The organism is Synechococcus sp. WC10meta, assembly GCF_047461475.1.
In genome coordinates, this window is sequence record NZ_JANSHF010000001.1 from 202,470 (window position 1) to 225,579 (window position 23,110).

General features: G+C 60.9%; 23 protein-coding genes. 7 read left to right on the forward strand and 16 right to left on the reverse strand.

The features are described 5' to 3' along the window. Positions 1–25: 25 nt before the first annotated feature. The 3 genes from sufD to sufB all read right to left on the reverse strand — a co-directional run bounded on the left by sufD (position 26) and on the right by sufB (position 3,641). Complete coding sequence (gene sufD, locus NW804_RS01110) at positions 26–1,333, reverse strand: Fe-S cluster assembly protein SufD (protein WP_414422645.1); 1,308 nt, start codon at positions 1,331–1,333, stop codon at positions 26–28. Further along, the gene (sufC, locus tag NW804_RS01115) at positions 1,330–2,103 is read right to left on the reverse strand and encodes a Fe-S cluster assembly ATPase SufC (protein ID WP_414422646.1); all 774 of its coding nucleotides are present in this window, start codon (positions 2,101–2,103) and stop codon (positions 1,330–1,332) included. Before sufC ends, sufD begins: the two co-directional genes overlap by 4 nt. A 101-nt stretch (positions 2,104–2,204) precedes the next feature. After that, positions 2,205–3,641: a Fe-S cluster assembly protein SufB gene (gene sufB, locus NW804_RS01120; RefSeq protein WP_414420507.1), complete on the reverse strand. Its 1,437-nt coding sequence runs from the start codon at positions 3,639–3,641 to the stop codon at positions 2,205–2,207. A gap of 131 nt (positions 3,642–3,772) precedes the next feature. Here sufB and sufR point away from each other — a divergent pair, with 131 nt between their 5' ends. Next, positions 3,773–4,498 (forward strand): iron-sulfur cluster biosynthesis transcriptional regulator SufR, encoded by a 726-nt coding sequence (gene sufR, locus NW804_RS01125; protein WP_414394150.1) that lies wholly within the window; start codon positions 3,773–3,775, stop codon positions 4,496–4,498. Positions 4,499–4,552: 54 nt separating this feature from the next. On the opposite strand, the gene NW804_RS01130 is transcribed toward sufR, so the two are convergent. The 6 genes from NW804_RS01130 to NW804_RS01155 form a co-directional block, all read right to left on the reverse strand. Further along, a complete protein-coding gene (locus NW804_RS01130) occupies positions 4,553–6,349 on the reverse strand; it encodes a hypothetical protein (protein ID WP_414410279.1) in 1,797 nt (598 codons plus the stop codon). A gap of 30 nt (positions 6,350–6,379) precedes the next feature. Next, a complete protein-coding gene (locus NW804_RS01135) occupies positions 6,380–6,640 on the reverse strand; it encodes a DUF6761 family protein (protein ID WP_414404856.1) in 261 nt (86 codons plus the stop codon). Positions 6,641–6,713: 73 nt separating this feature from the next. Continuing rightward, on the reverse strand, positions 6,714–8,309 hold the full coding sequence (locus NW804_RS01140; RefSeq protein WP_414422647.1) for a CocE/NonD family hydrolase: 1,596 nt from the start codon (positions 8,307–8,309) through the stop codon (positions 6,714–6,716). A gap of 70 nt (positions 8,310–8,379) precedes the next feature. Continuing rightward, positions 8,380–8,880, reverse strand: a complete 501-nt coding sequence (fabZ, locus tag NW804_RS01145; RefSeq protein WP_414394140.1) for a 3-hydroxyacyl-ACP dehydratase FabZ — start codon at positions 8,878–8,880, stop codon at positions 8,380–8,382. 83 nt (positions 8,881–8,963) lie between these two features. After that, positions 8,964–9,869 carry a UDP-3-O-acyl-N-acetylglucosamine deacetylase gene (lpxC, locus tag NW804_RS01150; protein ID WP_414422648.1) on the reverse strand — a complete coding sequence of 302 codons (906 nt, stop codon included), beginning with the start codon at positions 9,867–9,869 and terminating at the stop codon, positions 8,964–8,966. Then, the gene (locus NW804_RS01155) at positions 9,866–10,423 is read right to left on the reverse strand and encodes a hypothetical protein (RefSeq protein ID WP_414422649.1); all 558 of its coding nucleotides are present in this window, start codon (positions 10,421–10,423) and stop codon (positions 9,866–9,868) included. Before NW804_RS01155 ends, lpxC begins: the two co-directional genes overlap by 4 nt. 53 nt (positions 10,424–10,476) lie before the next feature. Here NW804_RS01155 and NW804_RS01160 point away from each other — a divergent pair, with 53 nt between their 5' ends. From NW804_RS01160 to rsmD, 4 genes are all read left to right on the forward strand, one after another. Beyond that, positions 10,477–11,256 carry an RNA methyltransferase gene (locus NW804_RS01160; RefSeq protein ID WP_414394135.1) on the forward strand — a complete coding sequence of 260 codons (780 nt, stop codon included), beginning with the start codon at positions 10,477–10,479 and terminating at the stop codon, positions 11,254–11,256. A 338-nt stretch (positions 11,257–11,594) separates the two neighbouring features. Continuing rightward, complete coding sequence (locus NW804_RS01165) at positions 11,595–12,293, forward strand: HEAT repeat domain-containing protein (protein ID WP_414422650.1); 699 nt, start codon at positions 11,595–11,597, stop codon at positions 12,291–12,293. A gap of 36 nt (positions 12,294–12,329) precedes the next feature. Then, positions 12,330–13,220: a Sll0314/Alr1548 family TPR repeat-containing protein gene (locus NW804_RS01170; RefSeq protein WP_414410275.1), complete on the forward strand. Its 891-nt coding sequence runs from the start codon at positions 12,330–12,332 to the stop codon at positions 13,218–13,220. 4 nt (positions 13,221–13,224) lie between these two features. Beyond that, complete coding sequence (rsmD, locus tag NW804_RS01175) at positions 13,225–13,776, forward strand: 16S rRNA (guanine(966)-N(2))-methyltransferase RsmD (protein WP_414422651.1); 552 nt, start codon at positions 13,225–13,227, stop codon at positions 13,774–13,776. Here rsmD and NW804_RS01180 read toward each other — a convergent pair. The 6 genes from NW804_RS01180 to rph all read right to left on the reverse strand — a co-directional run bounded on the left by NW804_RS01180 (position 13,773) and on the right by rph (position 19,433). Next, positions 13,773–14,372, reverse strand: a complete 600-nt coding sequence (locus NW804_RS01180) for a hypothetical protein (protein WP_414422652.1) — start codon at positions 14,370–14,372, stop codon at positions 13,773–13,775. The two genes, rsmD and NW804_RS01180, sit on opposite strands and share 4 nt — an antisense overlap. 44 nt (positions 14,373–14,416) lie before the next feature. Continuing rightward, a complete protein-coding gene (glgA, locus tag NW804_RS01185; protein ID WP_414410272.1) occupies positions 14,417–15,946 on the reverse strand; it encodes a glycogen synthase GlgA in 1,530 nt (509 codons plus the stop codon). A gap of 54 nt (positions 15,947–16,000) precedes the next feature. Further along, positions 16,001–16,570, reverse strand: a complete 570-nt coding sequence (locus tag NW804_RS01190; RefSeq protein ID WP_414410271.1) for a shikimate kinase — start codon at positions 16,568–16,570, stop codon at positions 16,001–16,003. Between the two features lie 39 nt (positions 16,571–16,609). Continuing rightward, positions 16,610–17,248: a riboflavin synthase gene (locus NW804_RS01195; RefSeq protein WP_414410270.1), complete on the reverse strand. Its 639-nt coding sequence runs from the start codon at positions 17,246–17,248 to the stop codon at positions 16,610–16,612. A 24-nt stretch (positions 17,249–17,272) separates the two neighbouring features. Then, positions 17,273–18,505, reverse strand: a complete 1,233-nt coding sequence (locus NW804_RS01200; protein WP_414422653.1) for a response regulator — start codon at positions 18,503–18,505, stop codon at positions 17,273–17,275. A 199-nt stretch (positions 18,506–18,704) separates the two neighbouring features. Beyond that, positions 18,705–19,433, reverse strand: coding sequence for a ribonuclease PH (rph, locus tag NW804_RS01205; RefSeq protein WP_414404954.1), 729 nt, complete (start codon positions 19,431–19,433; stop codon positions 18,705–18,707). 228 nt (positions 19,434–19,661) lie between these two features. On the opposite strand from rph, the gene NW804_RS01210 reads away from it, so the two are divergent. Next, positions 19,662–21,080, forward strand: a complete 1,419-nt coding sequence (locus NW804_RS01210) for a folate/biopterin family MFS transporter (protein ID WP_414422654.1) — start codon at positions 19,662–19,664, stop codon at positions 21,078–21,080. Positions 21,081–21,157: 77 nt separating this feature from the next. Here the strand turns inward: NW804_RS01210 and NW804_RS01215 are convergent, their stop codons facing one another. After that, positions 21,158–21,835, reverse strand: coding sequence for a Mo-dependent nitrogenase C-terminal domain-containing protein (locus tag NW804_RS01215; protein WP_414410265.1), 678 nt, complete (start codon positions 21,833–21,835; stop codon positions 21,158–21,160). 83 nt (positions 21,836–21,918) lie between these two features. Between NW804_RS01215 and queA the strand changes: the two genes are divergently transcribed. After that, positions 21,919–23,106, forward strand: a complete 1,188-nt coding sequence (queA, locus tag NW804_RS01220; RefSeq protein ID WP_414422655.1) for a tRNA preQ1(34) S-adenosylmethionine ribosyltransferase-isomerase QueA — start codon at positions 21,919–21,921, stop codon at positions 23,104–23,106. Positions 23,107–23,110: the final 4 nt, after the last annotated feature.

The following is a 23,110-nucleotide window of genomic DNA, read 5'->3' on the forward strand; positions in this document are numbered from 1 at the left end:
GGCAAGTGCTCATCTTTTCCGGAAATTAGCCGTGCGCCAACTGCTGGGCTACTAGGGAGGGAAGTTGAGCCACAGGGATCCCCTCTAGGATCTCGGCGGCAAAGGCATAGGTGAGCAGTTGGCGGGCTTGGGCCAAGGGAATGCCGCGGCTTTGCAGGTAGAAGATCTCTTCCGCCTCCAGTTGGCCCACGGTGGCTCCGTGGGTGCATTTGACGTTGTCGGCGAAGATCTCCAGGTGGGGCCGGGTATCCACTCGCGCCTTGGGGCTTAAGAGGAGGTTGCGGTTGGTTTGGGCCGCGTCGGTCAGTTGGGCTTCTCGGCTGACCAGAATGCGCCCGCTGAAGACGGCACGGGCTGTCTCGTCGACAATGCACTTGTGCAGTTGGCGGCTGCTGCCCTGGGGGGCCTGATGCCGCAGGCGGGAGTGGGTGTCGCTGTGCTGGGATCCCTTCAACAGGGTCAGCCCCTGCAGGTGGGTGTGGGCCTGGGGCTCCACCTGGGCCAGCTCCAGGTTGTGGCGGGAAAACTGGGATCCCCACTGGAGGGCCTGCAGCCGGTAGTGGCTGTAGCGGCCCTGGCGCACGGCGGTTTGGTTGATGTGAAAGGCCTGGGATCCCTGCCGCTGGAGGAGGATGTGGTGCAGGCGGGATCCTTCTTCCAGGGCAATCTCGGTAACCGCGTTGCTGAAGGGGATCCCCGAGCCCCAGGAAAGGTGGTCTTCAATTAGGGTGAGGGAGCTGTAGGCTGGCAAAGTCAGCAGGCAGCGGGGCTGGGCCAAAACCGCCTCTCCTTCAGGGGCCACGGTTATCCAAAGTAGGTGCAAGGGCGGCAAAACCTTCTCGTGGGGCAAGAGCTCAATCTGGATCCCGCCGCCTAGGTGGGCGGTGTTGAGGGCGCTGAAGACATCGACCTTGGCGATGGTTTGCAACCCTCCAGAGGCAGCCTGGCTGAGGGGAGCAAGGCGCAGCGCCGACGGCAGGCCGCTCAAGTCAGAAAGGTGGGGAGCGAAGTAGCCGTTGACAAAGACGGCATAGCTGTGGCGGCTTTCCGACCACAGCCAGGGCTCCAGAGTGGCCCGGTTCACATCCCCCTCCCCAGGGCCGGCCAAGCGAAAGGCGTGGGCCACTAGCGGCGAGAGGTCGCTGTATTTCCAGTCCTCTTCGCGCGGAGTGGGGATCCCCAGTTCCGCCAGTTGGGCGCGGGCCTGCTGTCGCAGGGTGGCGTGGGAGTCCTCCACCTCCGGGATTTGGCTAAGAATGTGCTCTAGAAAGGAGCGGCCAAAACTGGCAGCGTCGCTTTCTCCAACCGACGACTTGGGCACCGCAGCGCTCATCCCACCTCCTCCCTAAGCCAGTCGTAGCCCCGCTTTTCCAGCTCCAGCGCCAAGCTCTTGTCCCCGCTAAGGACAATGCGCCCCCCTTCCATCACATGCACACAGTCAGGGGTCACATACTCCAGCAGGCGCTGGTAGTGGGTAATGAGGAGTATGGCCTTCTCGGGGCCAGCTAGCTGGTTGATGCCCTGGGCAACGATGCGCAGCGCGTCGATGTCGAGGCCAGAGTCCGTCTCGTCCAAAATGGCCAGGGTCGGCTCCAGCACGGCCATCTGCAGGATCTCGTTGCGCTTTTTCTCGCCGCCAGAAAACCCCTCGTTGACGGGGCGCTCCAAAAAAGCCGGATCCATTTTGACCAGCTCCAGCTTTTGGCGCACGAAGTCGTCAAACTCGAGGGGATCCATTTCCGGCTGATCCCGGTATTTCTGCCGGGCGTTGTAGGCAGCCCGCAGAAAATCCAAGTTGCTTACCCCTGGAATCTCGATGGGGTATTGAAAGGCCAAAAAGATCCCAGCCCAGGCCCGCTCCTCCGGTTCCATGGCCAAGAGATCCTTGCCCAAATAGAGGATCTCACCCCCGGTTACCCGGTAGTCCGGGTGGCCGGCCAGGATCTTGGAGAAGGTGCTTTTCCCAGAGCCATTTGGCCCCATGATGGCGTGGATCTCGCCAGCCCGAACTTCCAGGTTTACCCCCTTGAGGATAGGGGTGCCGTCGATCTCAGCGGTGAGATCGCGGACAGATAAAATGACAGGGCTGTTTTCCCGGATCATCTCAGCGGTTGCTCTTGAATGACCTCCAGACGAGCGTTCACCCTGGGATCGCGCAGCTAGCTAAAGTAAGCCGGCAATGGCCAATTCAGCTTGCTGGGGATCTAGCCAACGGATCCCTCTAGCTTCAAGCTCAGCAAGCGATCGGCCTCGACGGCAAACTCCATGGGCAGTTGGTTAAACACCTCCCGGCAGAAGCCGCTGATGATCATAGACACAGCATCCTCTGCAGAGATGCCGCGCGACTGGAAGTAAAACAACTGCTCTTCTCCAATCTTAGAGGTTGAGGCTTCGTGCTCCACTTTGGCGGTGTTGTTTTGCACTTCGATGTAGGGGAAGGTGTTGGCGCTGCACTGATCCCCAATCAGCAGGGAATCACACTGGGAAAAGTTGCGGGCGCCCTCTGCCTTCGGCCCAATTTTCACCAAGCCGCGGTAGCTGTTTTTGGAATGCCCCGCCGAGATCCCTTTGGAGATAATTCGGCTGCGGGTGTTGCGGCCTATGTGGATCATCTTGGTGCCGGTATCGGCCTGCTGGTAGTGGTTGGTCAGGGCCACTGAGTAAAACTCGCCCACCGAGTTTTCCCCCACCAACACACAGCTTGGATACTTCCAGGTGATGGCGGAGCCAGTCTCCACCTGCGTCCAGGAGATCTTAGAGTTGGCCCCCTGGCAGAGGCCGCGCTTGGTAACAAAGTTGTAGATGCCGCCCCTGCCGTTTTCGTCGCCGGCATACCAGTTCTGCACCGTCGAGTACTTGATTTCGGCGTTGTCCAGGGCAATTAGTTCCACCACCGCCGCGTGCAGTTGGTTGGTGTCGAACATGGGGGCTGTGCAGCCCTCCAGGTAGCTGACGTAGGATCCCTCGTCGGCAATGATCAAGGTGCGCTCGAACTGGCCCGACTCGCTGTTGTTGATACGGAAATAGGTCGAGAGCTCCATGGGGCAGCGCACCCCCTTGGGCACATAGACAAAGGAGCCGTCGCTAAATACCGCCGAGTTCAGCGCCGCGTAGTAGTTGTCGGCGATAGGCACCACCGTGCCCAAGTACTTACGCACCAGCTCGGGATACTCCCGCAGCGCCTCCGACATGGAGCAGAAGATGATCCCTTCCTTGGCCAGCTTTTCCCGGAAGGTGGTGGCCACCGAGACGCTGTCGAAAATGGCGTCCACCGCTACATTGGCCAGTCGCTTCTGTTCAGACAGCGGGATCCCCAATTTTTCAAAAGTCTCCAGCAGCACTGGATCCACTTCGTCCAGGCTCTTCTTCTTCTCCCGCACCTTGGGGGCCGAGTAGTAGACGATGTTTTGGTAGTCAATGGGGGGGTAGGTCACGTTTGGCCAAGTGGGCTCGCTCATCTTCAGCCACTGGCGGTAGGCCCGCAGCCGGAACTCCAGCATGAAGTCCGGCTCCCCCTTCTTGGCCCAGATTTGGCGAATGATGTCCTCGTTTAGGCCCTTGCCGATGGATTCTGAAGGGATGTCGGTAACAAAGCCGTACTTGTAGGGCTGGTTAACCAGGGCGCGGACGCTCTTAGACATGGGTGGCTCTCAAGTAGGGATTAGAAGCGCGCAAGAACAGACGGCCAACTAAAACAACATAGTTGTTGCTTAACTAATCCTCAAGTTACTTTAGCAATGATCCCGTTGTCAAAATAGGCAGGAGGACAACGGTGAACCGAGCACGTAGGATCGCCGGCCAGGCTACCCAGCCTACTTCCAGTAAGCAGGCTATTTTGATCTACCTGCGCAAGGCAGGACAGGCTACTGCCCAAACCCTAGCAGAGCACTTGGGCATTTCTCCCCAGGCCATTCGCCGCCACCTCAAGGATCTGGAGGCGGAGGGACTGATCCGCCATGTCGCTCAACCCAGCGGCCTTGGCCGTCCCCAGCACTTCTATCAGCTTAGCCCCCAGGGGGAAGCGCAGTTCCCTGCCCGCTACGACGAGTTTGCCCTGGGCCTGCTCAACACGCTGGCCGAAACCTTGGGAGCCGAACAGATGGGATCCCTGCTCCAGCAGCAGTGGCAACGCAAAGCCCAGGAGTACCAAGCCCAGATGGGATCCGGATCCCTGGCCGAGCGGCTAGAGCGCCTGGTACAGTTGCGCCAGGCAGAAGGCTACATGGCCGAGTACTACCCCTATCCCAACCACCTGGCTGCCCCCAGGCCAGCAGAAGGCTCTGAGCAGTATGTCGAGCAGTACGTCCTGGTGGAGCACCATTGCGCCATTGCCCAGATTGCCCAGCGTTTTCCCAGCGTCTGCGGCCATGAGCTGGAGATGTTTGCCGCCGCTCTGCCCGATTGTCGGGTGGAGCGCCTCAGCTGGCAAGTTAACGGGGAGCACCAGTGCGGCTACTGGATTGCCAAGCCAGGCTCCTCCGCAGGGATCCCTTCCTAGGCCCAGCCCCGAGAAGGTGACGCCTTCAGAAGACAGGCAAGAGCAGCCATAGTCTTAAGGATCCGCCACCTCAAAGGCCCACAGCCCTCGCTCTGCTGGGATCCGATGCAGCTGACCCTTGGGAAAGCGTCGCCGCAGCGCTGCCCCTTGCTGCTCCCATACCCCCTCGTTCATAAACAGGGTAAACGGCGGCTCTAGGTCTTGGCTAAGCAACGTCTCGGGGGGAAAAACCTTCACCTCTTGTTCTTGCCTGGCAAAAAATTGAATCCAACTTTGCCAGTAGGCAGGCTCTCCCCAACTGAAATAGGGGTAGGCGGCGCTAGCAGCCAAATAGAAGCGGTGGTTGGGATCCCTCTGTCGAGCGGCCACGTAGCGCCCGGTGGCTCCCACGTCGTTGCCCTGCGTCCAGCCCTTGTGGACAAAGTCGCCCCAAATGGCCAAGTTCCAGCCTCCAATGAGGAGGATGGTGCCCGCCATCGCTACTGCTGTTACGGTGGATCCCCAACGTTCCAGGGGAGCGGCCAGCGTCTGGATCCCTTCCAGGGTTAGGTAGGCTACAAAGGGCAGGATCACGAGCAGGCGGGTATAGTTGGGGGCTTTGGTGATAGCCAGGCTAAAGAGCAGGTAAAGAAACAGGAAACTGCCAATACAGAGCCAGTCGTGCGGCTGGCTGCGCCCCCTGAGGACGCGGTAGAGCCCAGATCCCAGCCCTAGCCAAATCAAGATCCCTGTCAAGGGATCCACAAAGGCATGGCCGTAGTTGGGATAGATATAGCCCCGGTCGTGCTGGCTGGGGTCGTTGAACATGCTCAGGCCATTGCGGATGTTGCGCCACACCCCCTCTGCCGGCGTAGCCGCGTTCACCCACATTTGCTGCAGCGCCCGCCCCTCGGGGAAAAAGAGAAATTGCTGGCGGGCATACTCGGCGCTTTCTGGGGGGGCAGTGGCGGTGGCTACCAGAATGGGCGCGGCCACCAGAAAAAATCCCAGCGCTGCCGGCACTGTCAGCTTGGCTAGGGTCCAAACGGGGTTGGCCTGCAGATCCTCCCGCCCCAAGAGCAAGTACAGAACGCCAAACAGGAGTCCCAACAGGATCACCACGCGCCCTGGCAAATAGCCGTAGAGGGAGAAAGCCGCTGCCCCTCCCCCCAAATACAAAAGCAGGGGATTTTTTTCCCGCACGCCCTTCAAGATCAGGGCCAGAGCTGCACACTCCACCAGCACAATCAGGTTTTCCCGCATGGCCATGCGGCTAATGCCTAACAAGGCGTGGTTGGATCCCAGAAGGGCCGCTCCTGCCAAGGCCAGCCGGGAGTTCCAGAACGACCGAAAAAACCCGTAGGCCACCAGAATAGTAATCACCCCAAAGGCGGCATGCACCGTGCGCACATTGACCAGGGTGACTCCTCCCATCAGCCGCGTCAGGCCGCCAAAGAGGCTAAACATAAAGCGGGGGAAATAGAAGTACTCTGGCATCAACCCAAAGAGATCGGGGTAGCGCACCCCGGAAGCCCGACGAGCCATGGAGGTGATGACAATCTCGTCGGTGTTGATTTGAAAAGGGATGTTGGCCAGGTCGTAGAGGTAGAGGGGAGCAAAAACCAACGCCAACAGCCCCAGGTGCAGCAGCTCCTGGCGCCAGCGCAGCCGCGTCGGATCCCAAGGGGGCTGAGCCGGGGGAAACTGGGCCACATACAGCCCCACCAGCAAAATGCTCAGCAGCCAGATCCCAATTTGCAGTACGTGGTAGCCAAACGCCCCGTACCAGAGGGTCAGGGCTATTCCCAGGCCGAGGCCAGATCCCAATAGAGCTGGGCGCCGGGAAGTGGCCAGGGTATCCCAGACTGCCATAGGACTGGTCTCAGCCCACTGGTCGATAAGTTAGTAACCCCGCGTTCTCTCCGTCTCCCGCTCCGGTTCTGGCTCCCTGAAGTTGGAGGGATCGTAGAGGAAGCGGTTGACCTCATCTTCGAGGCGGTAGATCTCAAAGGGCTCTAATTGCTTGCCAGTTCGCAAGGCCAGCAGGTAGCCGTCCACCAGCAGCCGTAGCTCGTCAATGCGCTGATAGCCGCGATGCCAACTGTCCACCAGCGCATCGGTTAGAGCTTGATAGTGCCGGATTAGCTTTGGGTCCTGCAACATGGCGCTCTTTTGCCCACCTGGTCTCATCCTAGCGTTTGATTTTCGTTTGTTAAGCAGAGATTGCAAAGCCGCACTATTCCTCAAGAATGGGCAAGATTAGCCGCGAAGGCGTGTTGCCGCCGCTGTGAAGAGTCAGGGTGAGAACGCGGCCTTCCATTTGCCGCTCCTCCCGCTGGCCTGTACCTGGGTTAACGGGGTAGGCAGGGAAACAGGCTGCGCTTAGGCTAAGGCGTAGGGCGTGGCCACGGGGAATGCGGATACAGGTCGGCTGACAGGGGATCCCAATGGGGACATTGGGCTGGGGATCCCGCAGACGGCGGTAGCCCTGGGAAAAGTTATACACCTGGCCATCCGGCCTCACTACCGAGAGCACGGCGCAGAGATCAAAGCTGGGGCTGTCCGCCTCGACGTAGAGCTCTGCCGTGATGTCCCCCGCCAGGAGGAGGTCGGTTTCTAGGGGGGGAGTGGTGTAGGTAAGAACATCGGTGCGGCAGTCAACAGCAGAGCGCTCTTGGGGCCCGGCAGGGTAAACCAGGTGACCCCCCAGGGCCGGTACCGGTCGCCAGGGATCGTGAACAAAAGTATCCGACTGCTGCCTCGGCGGGGGCTCCGGGCGGAGGGATCCCTCGAGTTCGGAAAGGGCAGCTAGACCAGTGCTGTGCAGGTAAAGAGCTTTTGGCTCAGGGTTGGGCCAGGCCTCAAGGCTGCGCCAGCGGTTGGAGCCCATCTCGAACAGGCGCACCGGCGGCTCTTGGAGGATCCCTGTGTCCTTGCCTTTGAGGAACTGGTCAAACCAGCGCACCTGCAGCCGATCGATGGGGCTGACGGCCTCAGGGCCAAAATCCAGCGCTCCCACCCTGCGCCCCCAAGGGAGGTGGGCCCACGGCCCGACAACCAGGTATTGGGGGTTCTGGCTGCGGGCACTCATCTCCTTGTAGAGGCGTAGGCTGCCACTCAGGTAGCTGTCAAACCAGCCGGCAATGTGCAGCATTGGCAGGTCCACCGCCTCCAGCCGAGGGGAGAGCTGGCGCCAGTAGTCGTCCGGCTCGCTGTGATCCAGCCAGTCGAAGTAATAGGACTGGGGCGCATATTGCTGCAGCACGCCCGGCTTGAGGGGGATAGGGTCGTGGAGGGGCAGGTTGCGCGACGCCTTGAAGAGGGCCTGATAGGCACTGGCATCTCCCCGCCGGTGTGCTCCCTCGGCTTCCAGTTGCAGGGCCCAACTGAGGTTGTTGTAGAAGGCAAAGGCTCCCCCGGGGTAGGCGGCATCCGCGTAAAGGTCGTAGGGCAGCATCGCTGGGCAGATGGTTTTCAAAGCGCTGGGACGGGCGGAGGCGGCATACAGCTGGGTCATGCCCTGGTAAGAAAAGCCGTACATACCCACCACGCCGTTGCTCCCTGGCAAAGCAGCCGCCCAGCTGACGGCGTCGAACCCATCTTCAACTTCGTGGCGGAAGGGGTAGAAGGAGCCTTTGGAAGTGCCTCGCCCACGCACATCCTGGATGACCACAATATAGCCATGGGCTGCGTACCAGCGCGGATGGGCGTACACCACTGTCGAAGCAATGGCCCGGCCATAGGGCTGCCGCATGAGCAAAACCGGATAGCTCCCTTCCCCCTCCGGGCGATAGATATCCGCGTCCAGTTGGATCCCATCGCGGGTTAACATGGAAACCGTTTCCCGGGGACGTACAGGCAGCATGGTTTGGAGGGGCGCGGTGAGGCTTTCCTACAGGTTACTAGTCCACCAAGGAAAACATCAGCTCGCCTTCAGTAACCAATTGCCCCCCCACCTGAGCCCGGCAGAACATCTTGCCGATGCGCTTTTGCCGGATGGTGAGCAGGTCAGCTGACAGCAGCAGTTGATCTCCAGGCAGGACGGGGCGGCGAAAGCGTACCCCATCGATGCCGGCAAAAAGAGCTAGGCGCCCGGCTGCATCCGGCAGCTTGGTCAGGACGATCCCTCCCACCTGAGCCATGGCCTCAACAATGAGGACACCGGGCATAATGGGGCGGTTGGGAAAATGTCCCTGGAAAAAAGGCTCATTGAAGGTGACGTTTTTGAGGCCCACTGCCCGTTGCCCTGGGAGATACTCCACCACGCGGTCCACCAGCAAAAAGGGATAGCGGTGGGGCAGAATCTCCAGGATTTGGTCTGTAGTGAAAACGGGGGGAGCAGCTGCCAACTGAGCCGCTGCTTCAGCCGAGAGAGGGGGAGGAGGACAGACATCGGAGGACATGGCAAACCCAAAGAGCTGGAAGACAAACCTCAAAGCCTAAAGGGGAGATGGCCTAGTCCCACGATAGCGGGCAGTGCATCCTGTCAAGACTGCAGGAGAGAGGCCAGCTTGCCGTGGCAGCCAGGATCCCTTTCTGGTGTTGCCTCCGCCTGAATCTGGAGGGATCCGCTCCTTAGCAACTGTTTGGCCAGACGGTGGTGCAGAGCATGCCCCGCCTTGTAGGCCACGATGTGCCCCTGGAGGCGGCAGCCCAACAGGCTGAGATCTCCTAGTAAATCTATCAGCTTATGGCGCACCGGCTCATCGGGGTAGCGCAGGGGTCCCAGCCACGCGGTTGCAGTACAGACAATGGCGTTTTCCAGGCTGCCCCCTTGGATTAGCCCCTGTTGGCGGGCTAGCTCCGCATCTTGCTGGCGGGAAAAAGTACGCGCCGCTGCGATGGAGCAGACAAAATCCGGCCTATCTTCCCTCCAGCTTAGCCACTGTTGGCCAATGGGAGAGTCGGCAAACTCGATGCCATAGGTAAAGCGGGCCTCGGGGTGGGGCAGGGCACTGACAAAAGCCTCTCCTGCCCAGACGGTAACCGGCTCTTGAACCACGCCCACCAGGGCTGGCTGCTCCTGGGTCAGGATCCCGGCCTGGACAATGGCCTCCACAAAGGGCAGGGCCGAGCCATCGAGGATCGGCAGCTCTGGTCCTTCTACCTCAATGCGGCAGTTGTCGATGCCCAGAACGTAAAGGGCAGCTAGGAGGTGTTCCACCGTCTGCACCTGAGCAGAGCCCTGCTGCAGGCGGGTGCAGAGGGCAGCAGGAGCTAGGGATCCCACCTGGGCAGGGATAGGAGGGGAGCCTGGCTGGTCCACCCGCACGAAGACCCGACCGCTGCCAGCGGGGGCGGGGTGGAGACTGCAGCGGACCGGCAGGCCGGTGTGTAGGCCGACGCCTTCTAGGGAAATAGAGCTGGCCAAGGTGCGCTGTTGACTTCTCATGGTGCTCCTGCCGCAAGACGCTCTTGGCCCTGGTCGAAAACCCGGTAGTACAGCTCCCGGTAGCCCACGCGCAGCCTGCTGCTGGCGTCTGCCAATCTGGCCTTGCGACTGCGAGTGCCGTAGGCGCTGAACACCTCGTAGCTATCTCCCTCGAAGAAGAAGGAGGAGACATCGGACACCTCTTCGCCTCCCAGCAACTGCCAACGCCCTCCCTGGAATCGCAGCCGGTAGCGGGCCCTGTCGAAGCTGCCAGAGGGACGGTCGATAGTGGCGTCGATCCTGCCCTCGTACTCCGGGGGCTCGGCTCCTGCTATGGGATGTACCTCGACGGAAATATCGCGGTAGCGGCAATTGGGACGGTTGCAAAGGCGAATTGAGCGCATCGCCTCGGCAATGGCTTCCAACCGCTGTCGCGCCTCCGCTAGAGAAGCCCCCTGGGCCGGCTCTAAGGTGGAGGACAGTCTTTCCGGCGCAGCCAGCGCCGCCGATCCCCAGCAAAACCCCAGCAGCACAAAACACAGCAGGCCTAGCCAGCAGCGGTAAGCAGATCCCATAGGGCTAGTTGTGGCAGGATCTAGTTCCTCTACTCTATCCGTAACCCCAGGCGATGCAGACACCCTCCCCCAGGGTTCAGGAGCAATTGGCCCAGGTGCGGATTGTCCTGGTGCGACCAGTGGGGCCGCGCAACCTGGGCGCCATTGCCCGCGTGATGAAAAACATGGGTCTGCGACAGTGGGTCTTGGTGGATCCCCGCTGCGATCCCCTTGATCCCGAAGCAGTTACCATGGCTGTGCATGGCGCCGACTTGCTCCGCCAAGCCCGGCAAGTGCCAACTCTGGCGGAGGCCCTCCAGGGATGTGTCCAGGTCTTCGGGACTGCAGGCCGCCGCGAGCCCTACCCCCCCGAGTGGCAAGTTCAATCTCCCCGCCAAGCCTTTCCCGAGCTACTGGCCGCCGGTCCTGTGGCTTTGGTGTTTGGCCCTGAAGATCAGGGCTTGAGCAACGAAGAGCTGGCCCTCTGCCATCGCCAAATCCAGATCCCCACCGATCCGGCCTACCCTTCCCTCAACCTGGCTCAGGCGGTGGGCATCTGCTGCTACGAGCTGCGCACCCTCCTTTGCCCAGATCCGCCGCTTCCGCCTAGCCCTGGCCTCTCCAAGCCAGCTCCCTTCGAATTGCTGGAGGGCTTTTTCGGCCAGCTGGAGGCGCTGCTATTGCAAATTGGCTACCTGTATCCCCACACGGCCCGCCGCAAGATGCTCAAGCTGCGCGCCCTCTTTCACCGCGCCGGCTTGACCGTGTCCGAGGTGGCCCTGCTGCGCGGGATCTTGCGACAACTGCAATGGAGCCAAACGGCCTGGCGTCGAAACCTCCCCCAAGACGATTAATGCGGGGGTTTGGATCCCATAGGGGCGGGCAGGCAGTACACTCTGGCGGCTCCTCCCGGTTGCAAAGCCGTACGCAGCCCCAACCCCAGACCATTCGCTAGCATCCTGAACCGCCAGGGTTGCAACTTGCAAAGACTGGCTGGTGAGGGGCAGAAGCTTTTGTTATCCTGGCGCTTAGGTTCTCCCGTCGGCAGAGGGAAGGCGGCAAACTTTTCCTGACACGGGAGGCGAGCAGGGTCTCTAGCTTGCCGTGTCAGGCGGGCGTGCTTCTAGTGGCAGGATCGGAGAGAGGGTGGGATCCAATGTTTACGTGGCTCTGGACAAGGCACTTTTCTCGGTTGAACCAGAGGCTGCAAAGCTTGGAGGTGGCCCGTGAGGAAAACCTTCTGTCCCCTGATCTCAGCGCCCAAACCCTGCAGGTAGCCCCCGATTTTTGGGAGCGGCAGCACCAGGCTTTTGTCTACGTAGATAAGCAGATCCGCAAGCTCAGCCGTCGCAGCAAAATCTGGGGCGGCCTGGCGCTGCTGGCGATTTTGGCCGATGCTGCCTTGGTGGTTGCCGGCCTAACCCTGTTCCAGTCTTGGCAACAGCTGCAGGCCAACCAAAACCTTGCCCGCATCGTTGAGCAGGCGTCAGCTGCCGATCCGGTGCAGCAGGCTTTTGACAACCTGTTGGCTCAACTGCCGCACCTGAACGGGGTGGAGCGGTATCGTGCCCTGGAGGCTCTGCAGGCTCTCTCGGCTATTGCCCCGGTAGATCAGGGTTCTGGATACGAGCCTAGCTTGGCGGCAACTCCTCTGGAGGCCCAAGTGCAAACAATCTACCGTCTAGGGCAGATGCGGGCGGTTGAGGCGGTGCCGGCTTTGCTGACCAAGCTTGCGGATAGGGAGCCGGCAGTGCGGGAGGCGGCAGCTCGTGCCCTTGGTCAGATTGGGGATCCGCGCGCCCTTCAGCCTTTGCACGAGCTCCTGGCCCATGAGACGGATGAGCTGGTCCAGGAGGCAGCCATTGCCTCCATTGCCCAACTGCTGCGGTAAAAAGCAGGTCAAACTGGCATTGATCCGGGCGTGGGGATGAAAAGCCGCAGGTTTAGCAGAGTAAGCAAGCTGGTAGGGATCCTGTGTTGGGTATGGGCAGCGGCTGGGCCGGTTTGGGCGCAGGATCCCTTCCGCAGTGGGGCCAATGCCCGCCCCATCAAGCCAGAGGTGGCTAGTGCCTTTGAGGAGTTCTTCTGCGCAGGCCGCTACACGCAGAGCCGGGAGAAGCTAGAGAAGGCTAGACAAGCTTCTCCCAAAGAGCCGATGGTCTACGCCCTGCTGGCGGCGCTGGCCTACCAGGAGGGGGATCTGGATGCTTTTGCCCAGTTAGCCACCCAAACCCGCCAGGTGGCCGCCGAGCTGAAGAAGACGGATCCCTTGCGCGGCAACCTGTACGAGGGCGTGGGCTATGGGTTGGAAGCGGCCAACATTGTGGTGCGGGAAGGGGTAGTGCTCGGCTTGCCTAAGGCGTTGCCCACTCTCAACCAATTGTTTGCGTCCATTCGCGCCGCCCAGGCAGTAGACAGCAGCGACCCGGAGCTCAATCTTCTCAACGGCTATATCGACTTGCTGCTAACCTATCGGGAGAAGGCTTTGAACCAATTTCGCCTAGCAGCGCCTGAGTATTTGTCCTACCGCGGCCAAGCGCTGGCCTACCGGGATATGCAGCGCTATGACGAAGCGCTGGCGGCGGTGGATCGGGCAATTGCTGTTTCCTGCAACAACCCTGAACTTTACTACCTCAAGGCGCAAATCCTGGTTGCCAAGGGTCAAGACCGGGAGGCGGTTCCCCTTTTCGACCAGGCTTTGCAGGCCTCTAGCCAGTTGCCGAAAGCCTTGGTGGAGCAGATCCAGATGGAGCGGGATCGCGCCGCCCAGCGCAGTGGGCTGACCGTCCAGTTGCCTACACCGACTCCCTCTCCCTAAACCGATGGGCCTGCGCATCAGTGGCAAACGGACGCTGCAAACCCCTGCTGGCCGGGGAACTCGGCCCACGCCTGGACGGGTGAGGCAAGCCCTGTTCAACATCTTGCGAGGGCAGGTGAAGGACTGTCGCTGGCTGGATCTCTGCTGTGGAGCCGGCACGGTAGGGGCAGAAGCCTTGTGCCATGGGGCAGCCTTCGTGGCCGGCATTGAGATCGCTGCGCCGGCCTGTCGCCTCATCCAGGCCAACTGGGCAAAGGTAGCTCAGCCGGGACAATCTTTCCAGGTGATTCAGGGGGATGCCCGCAAGCTGCTCAGCCGCGGCCTGGGTTTGGATCCTTTCGATTACGTCTATTTTGATCCCCCCCATGACGCCGGTCTGTACGCCTCGCTCCTGCCGCTGATCCCGCCCTTGCTCAAGCCAGGTGGAACCTTGATTGTCGAGCATCGCAGCGGCCAAAAGCTGCCAGAGCAGGTGGGATCTCTCCTGCGCGTCGACCAGCGGGCTTATGGGCAAACGGCGCTGGCTTTCTACCGCAATCTGGAAGAAAAGCCCTAGGGAAAAGGAGTGCTAACAAAGCCAATTTCCAGCAGCTGCTGGTAGGCCTGGGTGCCTAGCTCCCGGGTTGGGGTTTGGCTTTTGATGACCTGGATCAACCAGCCCACGGCCTCCTCAGGGCGCCCGGCAGCCCGATAAACCACGGCCAGGTCGTAGGCGGCCTGATCCCGAGCCTGGGCGGCAACGCGGGCCAGCTCCCGCTGCTCTTCGGAGATGCGGTTTTGGATCCCGGCAAAAGCGCGGGAGAGATCCTGGTGGTAGTTGGAGCGCTGGTTGTAGGCGTTAAACACCTGCTGCAGGAGCTCGATGGCTCGGTCGTAGTTTTGGGCCTGAATGGCAGCGTTGGCCTCAGCAGCCAACTGTTCAGCTCGCAACGCGCTGAGAGCGCTGCTGGGTTGTTCTAGGGCCCGAAACTGCTGGGGATTGGGAATAAGCTGCTGGCGGGCGGGCACTTCTTGAGCCGTAGCCCAAAGACCTGAACCGACACCCAGCACTAGGCCAAGCAACAAGCCAAAGGCCAGCTGTACCCAAGAACGGGGCAGGAAGGCAAGGCCACGAGCAGCAGTTCGACCACCAGCAGGAGGCCGTCGAAACATTGGCAAGTAACCCTCAAAACCTTGCTAACCCGTTCCACTCTACCTCACTCCGCGGGGCTTTGCTGCAGCTCAGGGATCCCCTCCCCTAGCGGTTGCTGAGGAGGCAACTGTTCAGACGGCGGGGAAGCCGGTTGAGCCTGGGAGGGAATTGTTTCTGGCAGCAGGGGCAAGTTCATAATCCGCTCGTACAGGCGCAGGTACTGCAAAGCCGAGCGGTGCCAACTGAAATCGCTGGCCATGCCTCGCTTTTGCAGCGCTTGCCAAGTCTCCTTGTGCTGAAACGCCTCCCAAGCCCGCGCTAGACAAGTGTAGAAGTCCAGAGCCTCGTAGCGGTCAAAGCAGTAGCCGGTGCCGATCCCTTTGCTGGGAATATGGTGGCTGACCGTATCCACCAGTCCCCCTGTACGGCGGACAATGGGCACACAGCCGTAGCGCATGGCAATCATCTGGCTAATGCCGCAGGGCTCAAAGCGGCTGGGCATTAAGAAAACATCTGCCCCCCCATAGATTAACTGGGCCAGTTGCGGCTGATAGCCCTGCTGATAGGACATTCGGCCTGGGTGCCGCTGGGCCATTTCCCGGAGCCGCTCTTCGTAGTGGGCTTCGCCGCTGCCCAGCAAGACAAATTGCGAGTCACTGTAGGCTAGAAAGCGCTCCACGGTTTGAATGACCAAGTCAATCCCCTTCTGTTCCACCAAACGGGTCACCATGCCCATGAGAAAGACGTCGGGGTTGACGGTCAAACCCAGGCGGGTCTGCAGCACGGCCTTGTTCACCGCTCGACCGCTGAGGTCGTCGATGCTGAAGTTGGCGGCTAGATGGGGATCCGTGCGGGGATCGAACTTCTCGGTGTCGATCCCGTTTAAGATCCCCCACAGGCGTTCTCCTTTCCAAGCCAGCAGATCCTGGAGGCCTTCTCCATAGAGACTGGTGCGGATCTCCAGGGCGTAGGTGGGCGAAACGGTGGTTACCTGGTCGGCGTAGAGGATCCCGGCGGCCATAGTGTTGTGGGCGGAAAAATACCAGGGCAGCCAGGTCATGCGTTCCAGTTGCCAGCGCCACGGTCCCTGATAGGCCAGGTTGTGAATGGTAAAGACGGTGCCGATATCGGGAGCCTGGTGCATCCAGGCCGGGATCATGCCGGTGTGCCAATCGTGGCAGTGGATGATGTTGGGCCTCCAGGGGTAGTAGGTCCAGGCAAATTCGGCCACAGCATTGGCAAAAAACGTAAAGCGCCAAAACTCGTCCTCGCCGTAGTAGATGCGGTGGGGGGCAAAGCAGTAGTGGCTGACCAGGTAAAGGGGGACATCGGTGCCGGGTAAAACGCTTTCGTAGATATCGGCCACCTGGCCCATGACCTGCTTCGACCAAATGGGGTCTTTGGAGCGGGGGTATTGCCCCGGCTCTGGGCCAAATTGGTCCCACAAAAATCCGTACAGGGGCATGATGATGCGCACGTCCTGCCCCAGCTGGCGCAAAACAACAGGCAGGGATCCCACCACATCCCCCATCCCCCCTACCTTTGCCAAGGGCGCTGCTTCCGCCGCTGCAAACAAAATCCTGGCCTGTACCACACTGCCCTCCCTGCTGCAATACCAGACCCTCCCCTCCTATTTTTGGAGGTTTTGCTACGGGTTGCAGGGCGGCTGCTCTCGCAGGCGGGCGCAAATGGCCTGCCAGACCTGTTGAACCAGCTGGGACAGGCTGGTTTCTGAGTGGATGGGCACCCGCACATCGGCCTGGGCGTAGAAGGGTTCTCGTTCCCGCATGAGCCTCTGCAGAGCAGCCTGGGGATCGGGAGTTTGCAGGAGGGGACGTTGGCCAGGATCCCGGCTCAGCCGCTGCCAAATGAGCTCAGGGGCCACATCCAGCCAGACGGTGAGGCCGTGGTGCAGGTAGCTCCAATTTTTGGGCCGCAGCACAATGCCGCCGCCGGTGGCAATAACCAGGCGAGTGTAGCCGCTCAGTTGCGCCAACACCTGGGTCTCCAGCTCCCGGAAGTGGGCTTCTCCCTGCTCGGCAAAGATCTGGGCAATCGAACAGCCGGCTACCTGCTCCACCAGAGCATCGGTATCAAAGAAGGGACGGCGCAACTGGGCTGCCAGCTCAGCTCCCAGGGTGGACTTGCCGCTGCCCATCATGCCAATCAAATAGACAGTGACGCCGCGCAGGCGTTCGGCTTCTTGGGGAGGGATCATGGGGGCAAGGACTCCGTCCCGCTACGCGAACGGCTGGGATTAAACGTAGCCGTGCTCGGCTAGAAACTCCAGGGAGAGGCTGCTCTCCGGCGGGGCCAGGCCCAAGAATTTTTCCACATATTTGCCCAGGAGATCTGCCTCCACGTTTACCGGATCCCCTACTTGCAGCAGGGAAAGGTTGGTCTGGCGGTAGGTATGCGGGATCACCGCCACCTTAAACCAACATCCCCCTTGGCGGATCTCGGCAATGGTCAGGCTGACGCCGTTCACCGCCACACTGCCCTTGGGCACGATGTAGCGGCCGATGGCCGCCGGCACCTCGAAGCTCAGCTCCCAGGCGTTGCCGGTGGCTGCTTGTTCGCAGAGGTGCCCCACCCCGTCGATATGGCCGCTGACGAAATGCCCCCCTAACTTGTCCCCCAGCCGCAGCGCCGGTTCCAGGTTGACTGGGCGTGGCCCTGGGGATCCGCAGCCCCAGGTCGAGCGGCGCAGGGTTTCCGGCGAGACATCTGCCAAAAAGCCATCGGGCAGGATCTCCACCACTGTCAGGCAGAGGCCATCCACCGCCACGCTATCCCCACAGGCTAACTGCGGCTGCAGCTTTGGGCAGGTAACCCGTACCTGCGAAGACGAGATCAACTGAGCTGTACCCAAACTGCGCACTAGACCCGTAAACATGCTTCGGCTTCCTTGGCCTGCTTGCTAAGCCTTGGCCTGATCCCCAAAGGGGGAAAGGGATCCCAGCCATAAGCTGGGCGAGTTGGTTTGGGCTCCTCGGAGAGAGCGGGAGTTGGGATCTTGGGCCTGGGCTAGGAGCCGCTCCACCTCGGCAGTGAGCTGGCTTTCGCTAAAAGGCTTGGTCAGGTAGCCGGTTGCGCCCGACCACTTGCCGCGGATGCGATCCAGCAAGCTGTCCCGCGAGGTAACCATCAGGATAGGGAGAGACTTGAACGCTTCCAGGCTGCGCACGATGCGGCAGAGCTCTATGCCGTCGATCCCGGGCATGGCGATGTCCATCAATAGCAGGTGAGGCCGGTGCTGGAACAGGAGGGGGAGCACCTCGGCGGGGTTGCCCGTTGTAATCACGCGATACTGGGATAGGTACTGCCGCAGGATCTCCTGCATCACGACGCTGTCGTCTACGGCCAAGAGGGTTATGGAAGTGCGGCGCTGGGGTTGCAGCAAGTCTGGAGGCGTTTGCAGGCTCACCAGACCTTTTTTGGCCCAAGCGGCAAAGAGGCTAGCTACCTCCAGCCGATCCCGACAGAGCTTTTGGGCAATGGCCTCCAGCGACTGGCCATCTTTGGTGAGGGCGTGGAGCTTCTGGCGTTGTTCGTCGCTGAGGCGATAGCGGTTGACCCGATCCCAGTTGACCACCGGCACCGCCAGCAGGGTGGGGATGGCCACCTTGAGTTCCGCCCAGCGATCGTGGCGGCGGGCCGCTTCTTGCAGCAGGGGCTCCAGCTCAAACCCACCAATGGGAGCCTCTTGGGCAACCCGTTCCTGCACCTCGAAGTAGCAAGTGCCCCCCCGATCGAACAGGTAGCGGTCAAAATCGGTAAGCAGGTTCAGCCAGAGGGCATCTTCCAGCTCGCCTGGCTTTATCAAGCCCAGCTCGGTCATCATCTCCAGCAACTCCGCTAGGGAGTTGTCTGGGAGCAGCCGCTGCTGCAGCACACGGATAACCCGCTGGGGCCAGTCCAGGTTGAGGCGGGGGATAAAGCGCGATAGCCGTCGCAGTAGGATCGGGGCATTGAGGGGCTGATCGGCGGAAAAAAGCAGCCGGCCGTGGTAGTAGGTCAGCACCCAAGGCTCTGTGCCCTCGGCGGGATCCTCGCCCCTAAGGTGAAGGTGGAGATAGCCAGTGGTAAACCGCCGACCTTGCTGCCGGAGCAGAGGCGCCAGTTCCGCCGCTGCAAAGAGAAAATGGGACATGGGAAACCCTCCGGCCTAGCCTCTCCAGGCTACCTAAGCAGCGACTACATCAGCTACTCACCTCAGTTGAAGAGAGAGCCTTAGTTTGCGGCTGCTTTATCCCATTATCTCCCCTTCATCAAACCATTAACCTGGCCACACCCTCCCCCTGCCGGGACAGCAGTTCCCCCTTTCGGGGCCCGGGCTAGACTTGCCTTGGCTACAAGTCTAGAGCCTCCCGCTGGGCCTGGAGCAATTTCTGGATGCCGGCCTGGGCCAGGTCTAGCATTTGCAACAGTTGCGAGCGGTCAAAGCATCCGGCTTCGGCGGTACCCTGGATTTCAATTAAGGCTCCCTGCTCGTTCATGACCACGTTCAGGTCCACTTCGGCTTGGCTGTCCTCCTCGTAGCAGAGATCCAGCAGCACCTCGCCTTGCACAATTCCCACCGAAAGGGCTGCCACTTGCTGTTGCAAAGGGGATCCCTGCGCCGGATCCAGCAGTCCCTGCTTGTAGAGCCAGGTGATGGCATCGTGCAGGGCCACGTATCCACCGGTAATTGCGGCGGTGCGGGTGCTGCCATCGGCTTGCAACACATCGGCATCGATGGTGATGGTGCGGGATCCCAGCTTCCGGAGATCCAAAGCTGCGCGCAGACTGCGCCCAATTAGCCGCTGGATCTCAGCGGTGCGGCCGGAGACCTTGAGCGTCTCCCGCGGCTGGCGCTGTTGGGTGGCGGTGGGCAGCATGCGGTACTCTGCGGTCAGCCAGCCTTGGCCGGTGTTTTGTAAAAAAGGGGGGACTTCTTCGGCCACGGTGGCGGTGCAGAGAACATGGGTATCGCCAAGCTTAACCAACACCGAGCCGTGGGCGTAGCGGGTGAAGTGGCGCTGGAAGGAAACCGGGCGCAATTGGGTAGGTGTGCGGCCATCAGGGCGTTGCCAGCTCATGGGCGATTCAAATCCCTCGCATTGTCGTTCAGGTTCACCCACGGCAGCTTCTCCAAAAGGGCTGCCAGCGCCTTGGAAGACAGGCAGCGGGAGAGCTGCTGTTGTAGGCCAATAGGCAGGTTACAGTGTAAAGAAGTTCTTAGCCAACTTTTCCTACTGTTGCAGCAAGTTCTGGAACAAAAGGTGTCCTGCAGGGCAGGACCCAGCCAGCAAGAAGACACAGACGTCATGATCCTCCTCTTCCTGCAGCGTTTACGTCAGTCGGCGCTTGACCCCCTCCAGGAAATCCGCTGGACGCCGGAACTGTTTGGGATCCTGCTGGTGTATTTTGTGCAGGGGGCAGTGGGGCTGGCACGGCTAGCCACCAGCTTTTACTTGAAGGATAACCTGGGCCTCGGCCCAACACAGGCAGCGGCGTTGATGGGCCTGGCTGTAATCCCCTGGACTGTCAAGCCTCTTTATGGACTCCTATCGGATACGCTGCCGCTAGCAGGCTACCGGCGCCGCCCTTACCTCCTGCTGGCAGGGCTGTTGGGATGTGGGGCCTGGCTGGGGATGGCTCTGGGGGCGCCGACGGCTGAGCTGGCCCTGCTTTGGATGGTTTTGGCATCCCTGGCGGTAGCCGTGGGGGATGTCATTGTCGATTCGCTGGTGGTGGAGCGGGTGCAGGGCAGTGACTGGGCGGGAACGGGCACGCTGCAGTCTCTAACGTGGGGGGCCACAGCTCTGGGATCCCTGCTCACGGCCTATGCCGGGGGGGCGCTCTTGGCTCACTATCCTCCCCAGGTAGTGTTTGGGCTAACAGCCCTGCTGCCCATGCTGATTGCCCTGGCTGCTTGGGTCATTGAGGATCAGCCCGTGGCTAGCGCCTTGGGCTGGGATCCCCTGCAGCAACAGGTAGCTCGGGTGTGGCAAGCCCTGCGGCAGCCCAGCGTTTTCCTGCCGCTGCTGTTTGTGTTTGTCTGGCAGGCAACTCCCAGTGCCGACGTAGCGCTGTTTTACTTTGTTACCAACGATCTCGGCTTTGGTCCGGAGTTTTTGGGCCAGGTGCGGCTAGTGACTAGCGTTGCCAGCTTGGTAGGGGTGGGAATCTTTCAGGTGTATCTGCGGCACATCCCGCTGCGCCCCCTCTTTGGCTGGATGACGGTCATTTCCGCAGCTCTAGGCCTGACCAGCCTGATCTTGGTCTATCACCTCAACCGCGCTTGGGGCCTCGACGACCACTGGTTTAGCCTCGGGGATAGCCTGGTGCTGACAGTAGCGGGGCAAATTGCCTTTATGCCGGTGCTGGTTCTGGCCGCCCGCCTTTGCCCGCCAGGGATCGAGGCCACCTTTTTTGCCCTGCTCATGTCGGCCTTTAATTTAGCGGGGTTTCTCTCGCAGGAGCTGGGATCCCTGCTCATGCACGCTCTAGGGGTAACCGAAAGCAATTTCAGCCACCTGGGGCTGCTTTTGGTGATCACCAACCTCTCCACCCTCTTGCCCTTGCCCTTGTTGGGTTGGCTGCCCGCCGAGAGGATAACTCCCAGCCCAGCAGAGTTGGAGGCGGAAGCTCAGGCTTCGCTGCAGTCCTTCTTGCAGGGAGCAGAAGCAGCCGCTAGGAGAGAGGCAATCCCTTTGGGAGAGACGGACATAACCTACTCCTAAGGGGCCGGCGGCCAATAGACGCACCCCTCTTTTGGGAAGAAGGTAGCGTTGGCTTCCACCTGCTTGAGCGCAAGGTATCAAGTGTATTGGCTAATGTCTTCCCCAGCTTCTGCCAGGAAGGAGAGGGCGCGGCAGCGCAAGGCCACCACCTGGTCGTAGAGGGGGTTAAGCTTGCACATGGGGGGAATGTGCAGCACCTTGCGGCCAAACAACACCACATCCCGCTCAAAGGGGCAGTGGGCAGGGATCATACGGCATAAGAAGCGGGCTACCCTCACGTCGCGGACTTGGATGCCGTCCAGCCACTTGCGCAAGGGAGCCAAAAGGTCGGTATAGCTGCTTTCAGGCTGGGCTTCTGCCGGCGATGGCGAGGTGGCCCTCTTGTCGACCAGCGTAGCCTTGAGCAGATGGAGCTGGGGAAGCTCCAGCCCAAAGGCAGTGGCCAATTGGTGCAACAAGCGATCTTCCGGCTCGGAATATACCCCATCGGCAACGGCTGTCATCACCGCCGTGCGCAGGAAATCTTCCCGCAACTCCGGCTGCAACTGGGCCGCCAGCTCTTCGGGGGAGAGGGGAGCGAGATCTTTCCCCTCTTCTTCGGGCCAGTCGGAGCGGATGAGATCTTCGATGAGTCGTTGCTCTTCGGGGCTGTATTCTCCATCAGCCCAGGCAATGCCAAGCAGCCCTCGTAGCCATAGTTCCGCCTGCTGGGGTGAGCACTCCCTAGCAGAAGTAGGCGTGGAATCGCTAGACATGGCAGAGCTCCACAAGAAGCCACCGCCATTTTAAAGAGCTAGGCTGGACTGGAGGTTGAAGTCTGTGCAACCTCTTTTTGTTCATGACGGATCCTCTTCCACCCCTAGCTGCCCAGGTTGAACCCAGCCCAGGGAGCGCTGAAGAGCCCAACCCGGATCTCCTAACTGCTGCCTATGACTACTTCCTACCGCCTGAGCGGATCGCGCAGAGGCCGGTGGAGCCCCGGGATCAGGCGCGAATGCTGGTGGTGTACCCCGATAGGCACGAGCACCGCCGCTTCTGCGACCTCCCCGACTACCTGCAGAGCGGGGATCTGCTGGTTCTCAACGACACCAAGGTCATCCCGGCCCGGCTGTGGGGAGCCAAGATCTTGCCGGGAAAGGACGCTTTTGGGGCGCGGGTAGAGGTTTTGCTGCTCGAGCCAGAGCAGCCCGGGATCCCAGGCAACACCTCCCCTCAGCAGCAGATCTGGCGGGTCTTGGTCAGGCCGGGCAAACGGGTCAAGGTGGGGGATCAAATCCGGTTTTGGGATCACCAGGGCTTGCTGGCTGAGCTGACGGCCGCAGTGCTGGCGGTGGACGCAGAGACCGGCGGGCGGGTGGTGCAGTTTGCATGGGAAGGGGCGGATGCCTTTGAGCAGATCCTGGAGCGGGTGGGGCGGATCCCGCTTCCTCCCTATCTGGAAGCTGCCCGTGCCCTTGACCCGACAAGTGCGGGAGTCCGACCTGAAGACTATCAAACCGTCTGGGCCAGACACCCGGGCTCGGTGGCTGCCCCCACCGCAGGCCTGCATTTTACCCCTCAGCTTTTGGAGCGGTTGGCCCAGAAGGGGGTCCAAACTGCCTACATCACCTTGAACATTGGGCTGGGTACCTTCCGCCCGGTAGAGGCAGAGCGAGTAACCGACCACCGCTTGCACAGCGAGTGGCTCAAGGTGCCGGCAGAAACGGTGGACACTATTCGCGAAACCCAAGCCCAGGGGAGGCGGGTGATTGCGGTGGGAACAACGGTGGTGCGGGCCCTAGAAACGGCAGCTCTCTCCGGCGCCCTGCAACCCTGGCAGGGAAAAAGCGACCTCTTCATCTACCCCGGCTACTCCTGGCGGGTGGTGCAGGGGCTGATCACCAACTTTCATCTGCCCCGCTCCAGCCTGATGATGCTGGTGGCAGCCTTGATCGGGCGACAGCGCTTGTTGGATCTCTACCAGGAGGCCATCGAGCAGGGCTATCGGTTCTATTCCTTTGGGGACGGCATGCTGATCCTGCCCTAGGGGG

What these genes read in the sequence shown, in the direction of transcription:
- NW804_RS01195 (WP_414410270.1), bottom strand. Translation starts at nt 17,248, where the DNA reads ATGTTTACGGGTCTAGTGCGCAGTTTGGGTACAGCTCAGTTGATCTCG.
- NW804_RS01190 (WP_414410271.1), bottom strand. Translation starts at nt 16,570, where the DNA reads ATGATCCCTCCCCAAGAAGCCGAACGCCTGCGCGGCGTCACTGTCTAT.
- sufD (WP_414422645.1), bottom strand. Translation starts at nt 1,333, where the DNA reads ATGAGCGCTGCGGTGCCCAAGTCGTCGGTTGGAGAAAGCGACGCTGCC.
- NW804_RS01130 (WP_414410279.1), bottom strand. Translation starts at nt 6,349, where the DNA reads ATGGCAGTCTGGGATACCCTGGCCACTTCCCGGCGCCCAGCTCTATTG.
- NW804_RS01160 (WP_414394135.1), top strand. Translation starts at nt 10,477, where the DNA reads ATGCAGACACCCTCCCCCAGGGTTCAGGAGCAATTGGCCCAGGTGCGG.
- queA (WP_414422655.1), top strand. Translation starts at nt 21,919, where the DNA reads ATGACGGATCCTCTTCCACCCCTAGCTGCCCAGGTTGAACCCAGCCCA.
- NW804_RS01155 (WP_414422649.1), bottom strand. Translation starts at nt 10,423, where the DNA reads ATGGGATCTGCTTACCGCTGCTGGCTAGGCCTGCTGTGTTTTGTGCTG.
- NW804_RS01170 (WP_414410275.1), top strand. Translation starts at nt 12,330, where the DNA reads ATGAAAAGCCGCAGGTTTAGCAGAGTAAGCAAGCTGGTAGGGATCCTG.
- NW804_RS01215 (WP_414410265.1), bottom strand. Translation starts at nt 21,835, where the DNA reads ATGTCTAGCGATTCCACGCCTACTTCTGCTAGGGAGTGCTCACCCCAG.
- NW804_RS01135 (WP_414404856.1), bottom strand. Translation starts at nt 6,640, where the DNA reads ATGTTGCAGGACCCAAAGCTAATCCGGCACTATCAAGCTCTAACCGAT.
- sufB (WP_414420507.1), bottom strand. Translation starts at nt 3,641, where the DNA reads ATGTCTAAGAGCGTCCGCGCCCTGGTTAACCAGCCCTACAAGTACGGC.
- NW804_RS01140 (WP_414422647.1), bottom strand. Translation starts at nt 8,309, where the DNA reads ATGTTAACCCGCGATGGGATCCAACTGGACGCGGATATCTATCGCCCG.
- fabZ (WP_414394140.1), bottom strand. Translation starts at nt 8,880, where the DNA reads ATGTCCTCCGATGTCTGTCCTCCTCCCCCTCTCTCGGCTGAAGCAGCG.
- lpxC (WP_414422648.1), bottom strand. Translation starts at nt 9,869, where the DNA reads ATGAGAAGTCAACAGCGCACCTTGGCCAGCTCTATTTCCCTAGAAGGC.
- sufC (WP_414422646.1), bottom strand. Translation starts at nt 2,103, where the DNA reads ATGATCCGGGAAAACAGCCCTGTCATTTTATCTGTCCGCGATCTCACC.
- NW804_RS01210 (WP_414422654.1), top strand. Translation starts at nt 19,662, where the DNA reads ATGATCCTCCTCTTCCTGCAGCGTTTACGTCAGTCGGCGCTTGACCCC.
- NW804_RS01180 (WP_414422652.1), bottom strand. Translation starts at nt 14,372, where the DNA reads ATGTTTCGACGGCCTCCTGCTGGTGGTCGAACTGCTGCTCGTGGCCTT.
- rph (WP_414404954.1), bottom strand. Translation starts at nt 19,433, where the DNA reads ATGAGCTGGCAACGCCCTGATGGCCGCACACCTACCCAATTGCGCCCG.
- rsmD (WP_414422651.1), top strand. Translation starts at nt 13,225, where the DNA reads ATGGGCCTGCGCATCAGTGGCAAACGGACGCTGCAAACCCCTGCTGGC.
- NW804_RS01200 (WP_414422653.1), bottom strand. Translation starts at nt 18,505, where the DNA reads ATGTCCCATTTTCTCTTTGCAGCGGCGGAACTGGCGCCTCTGCTCCGG.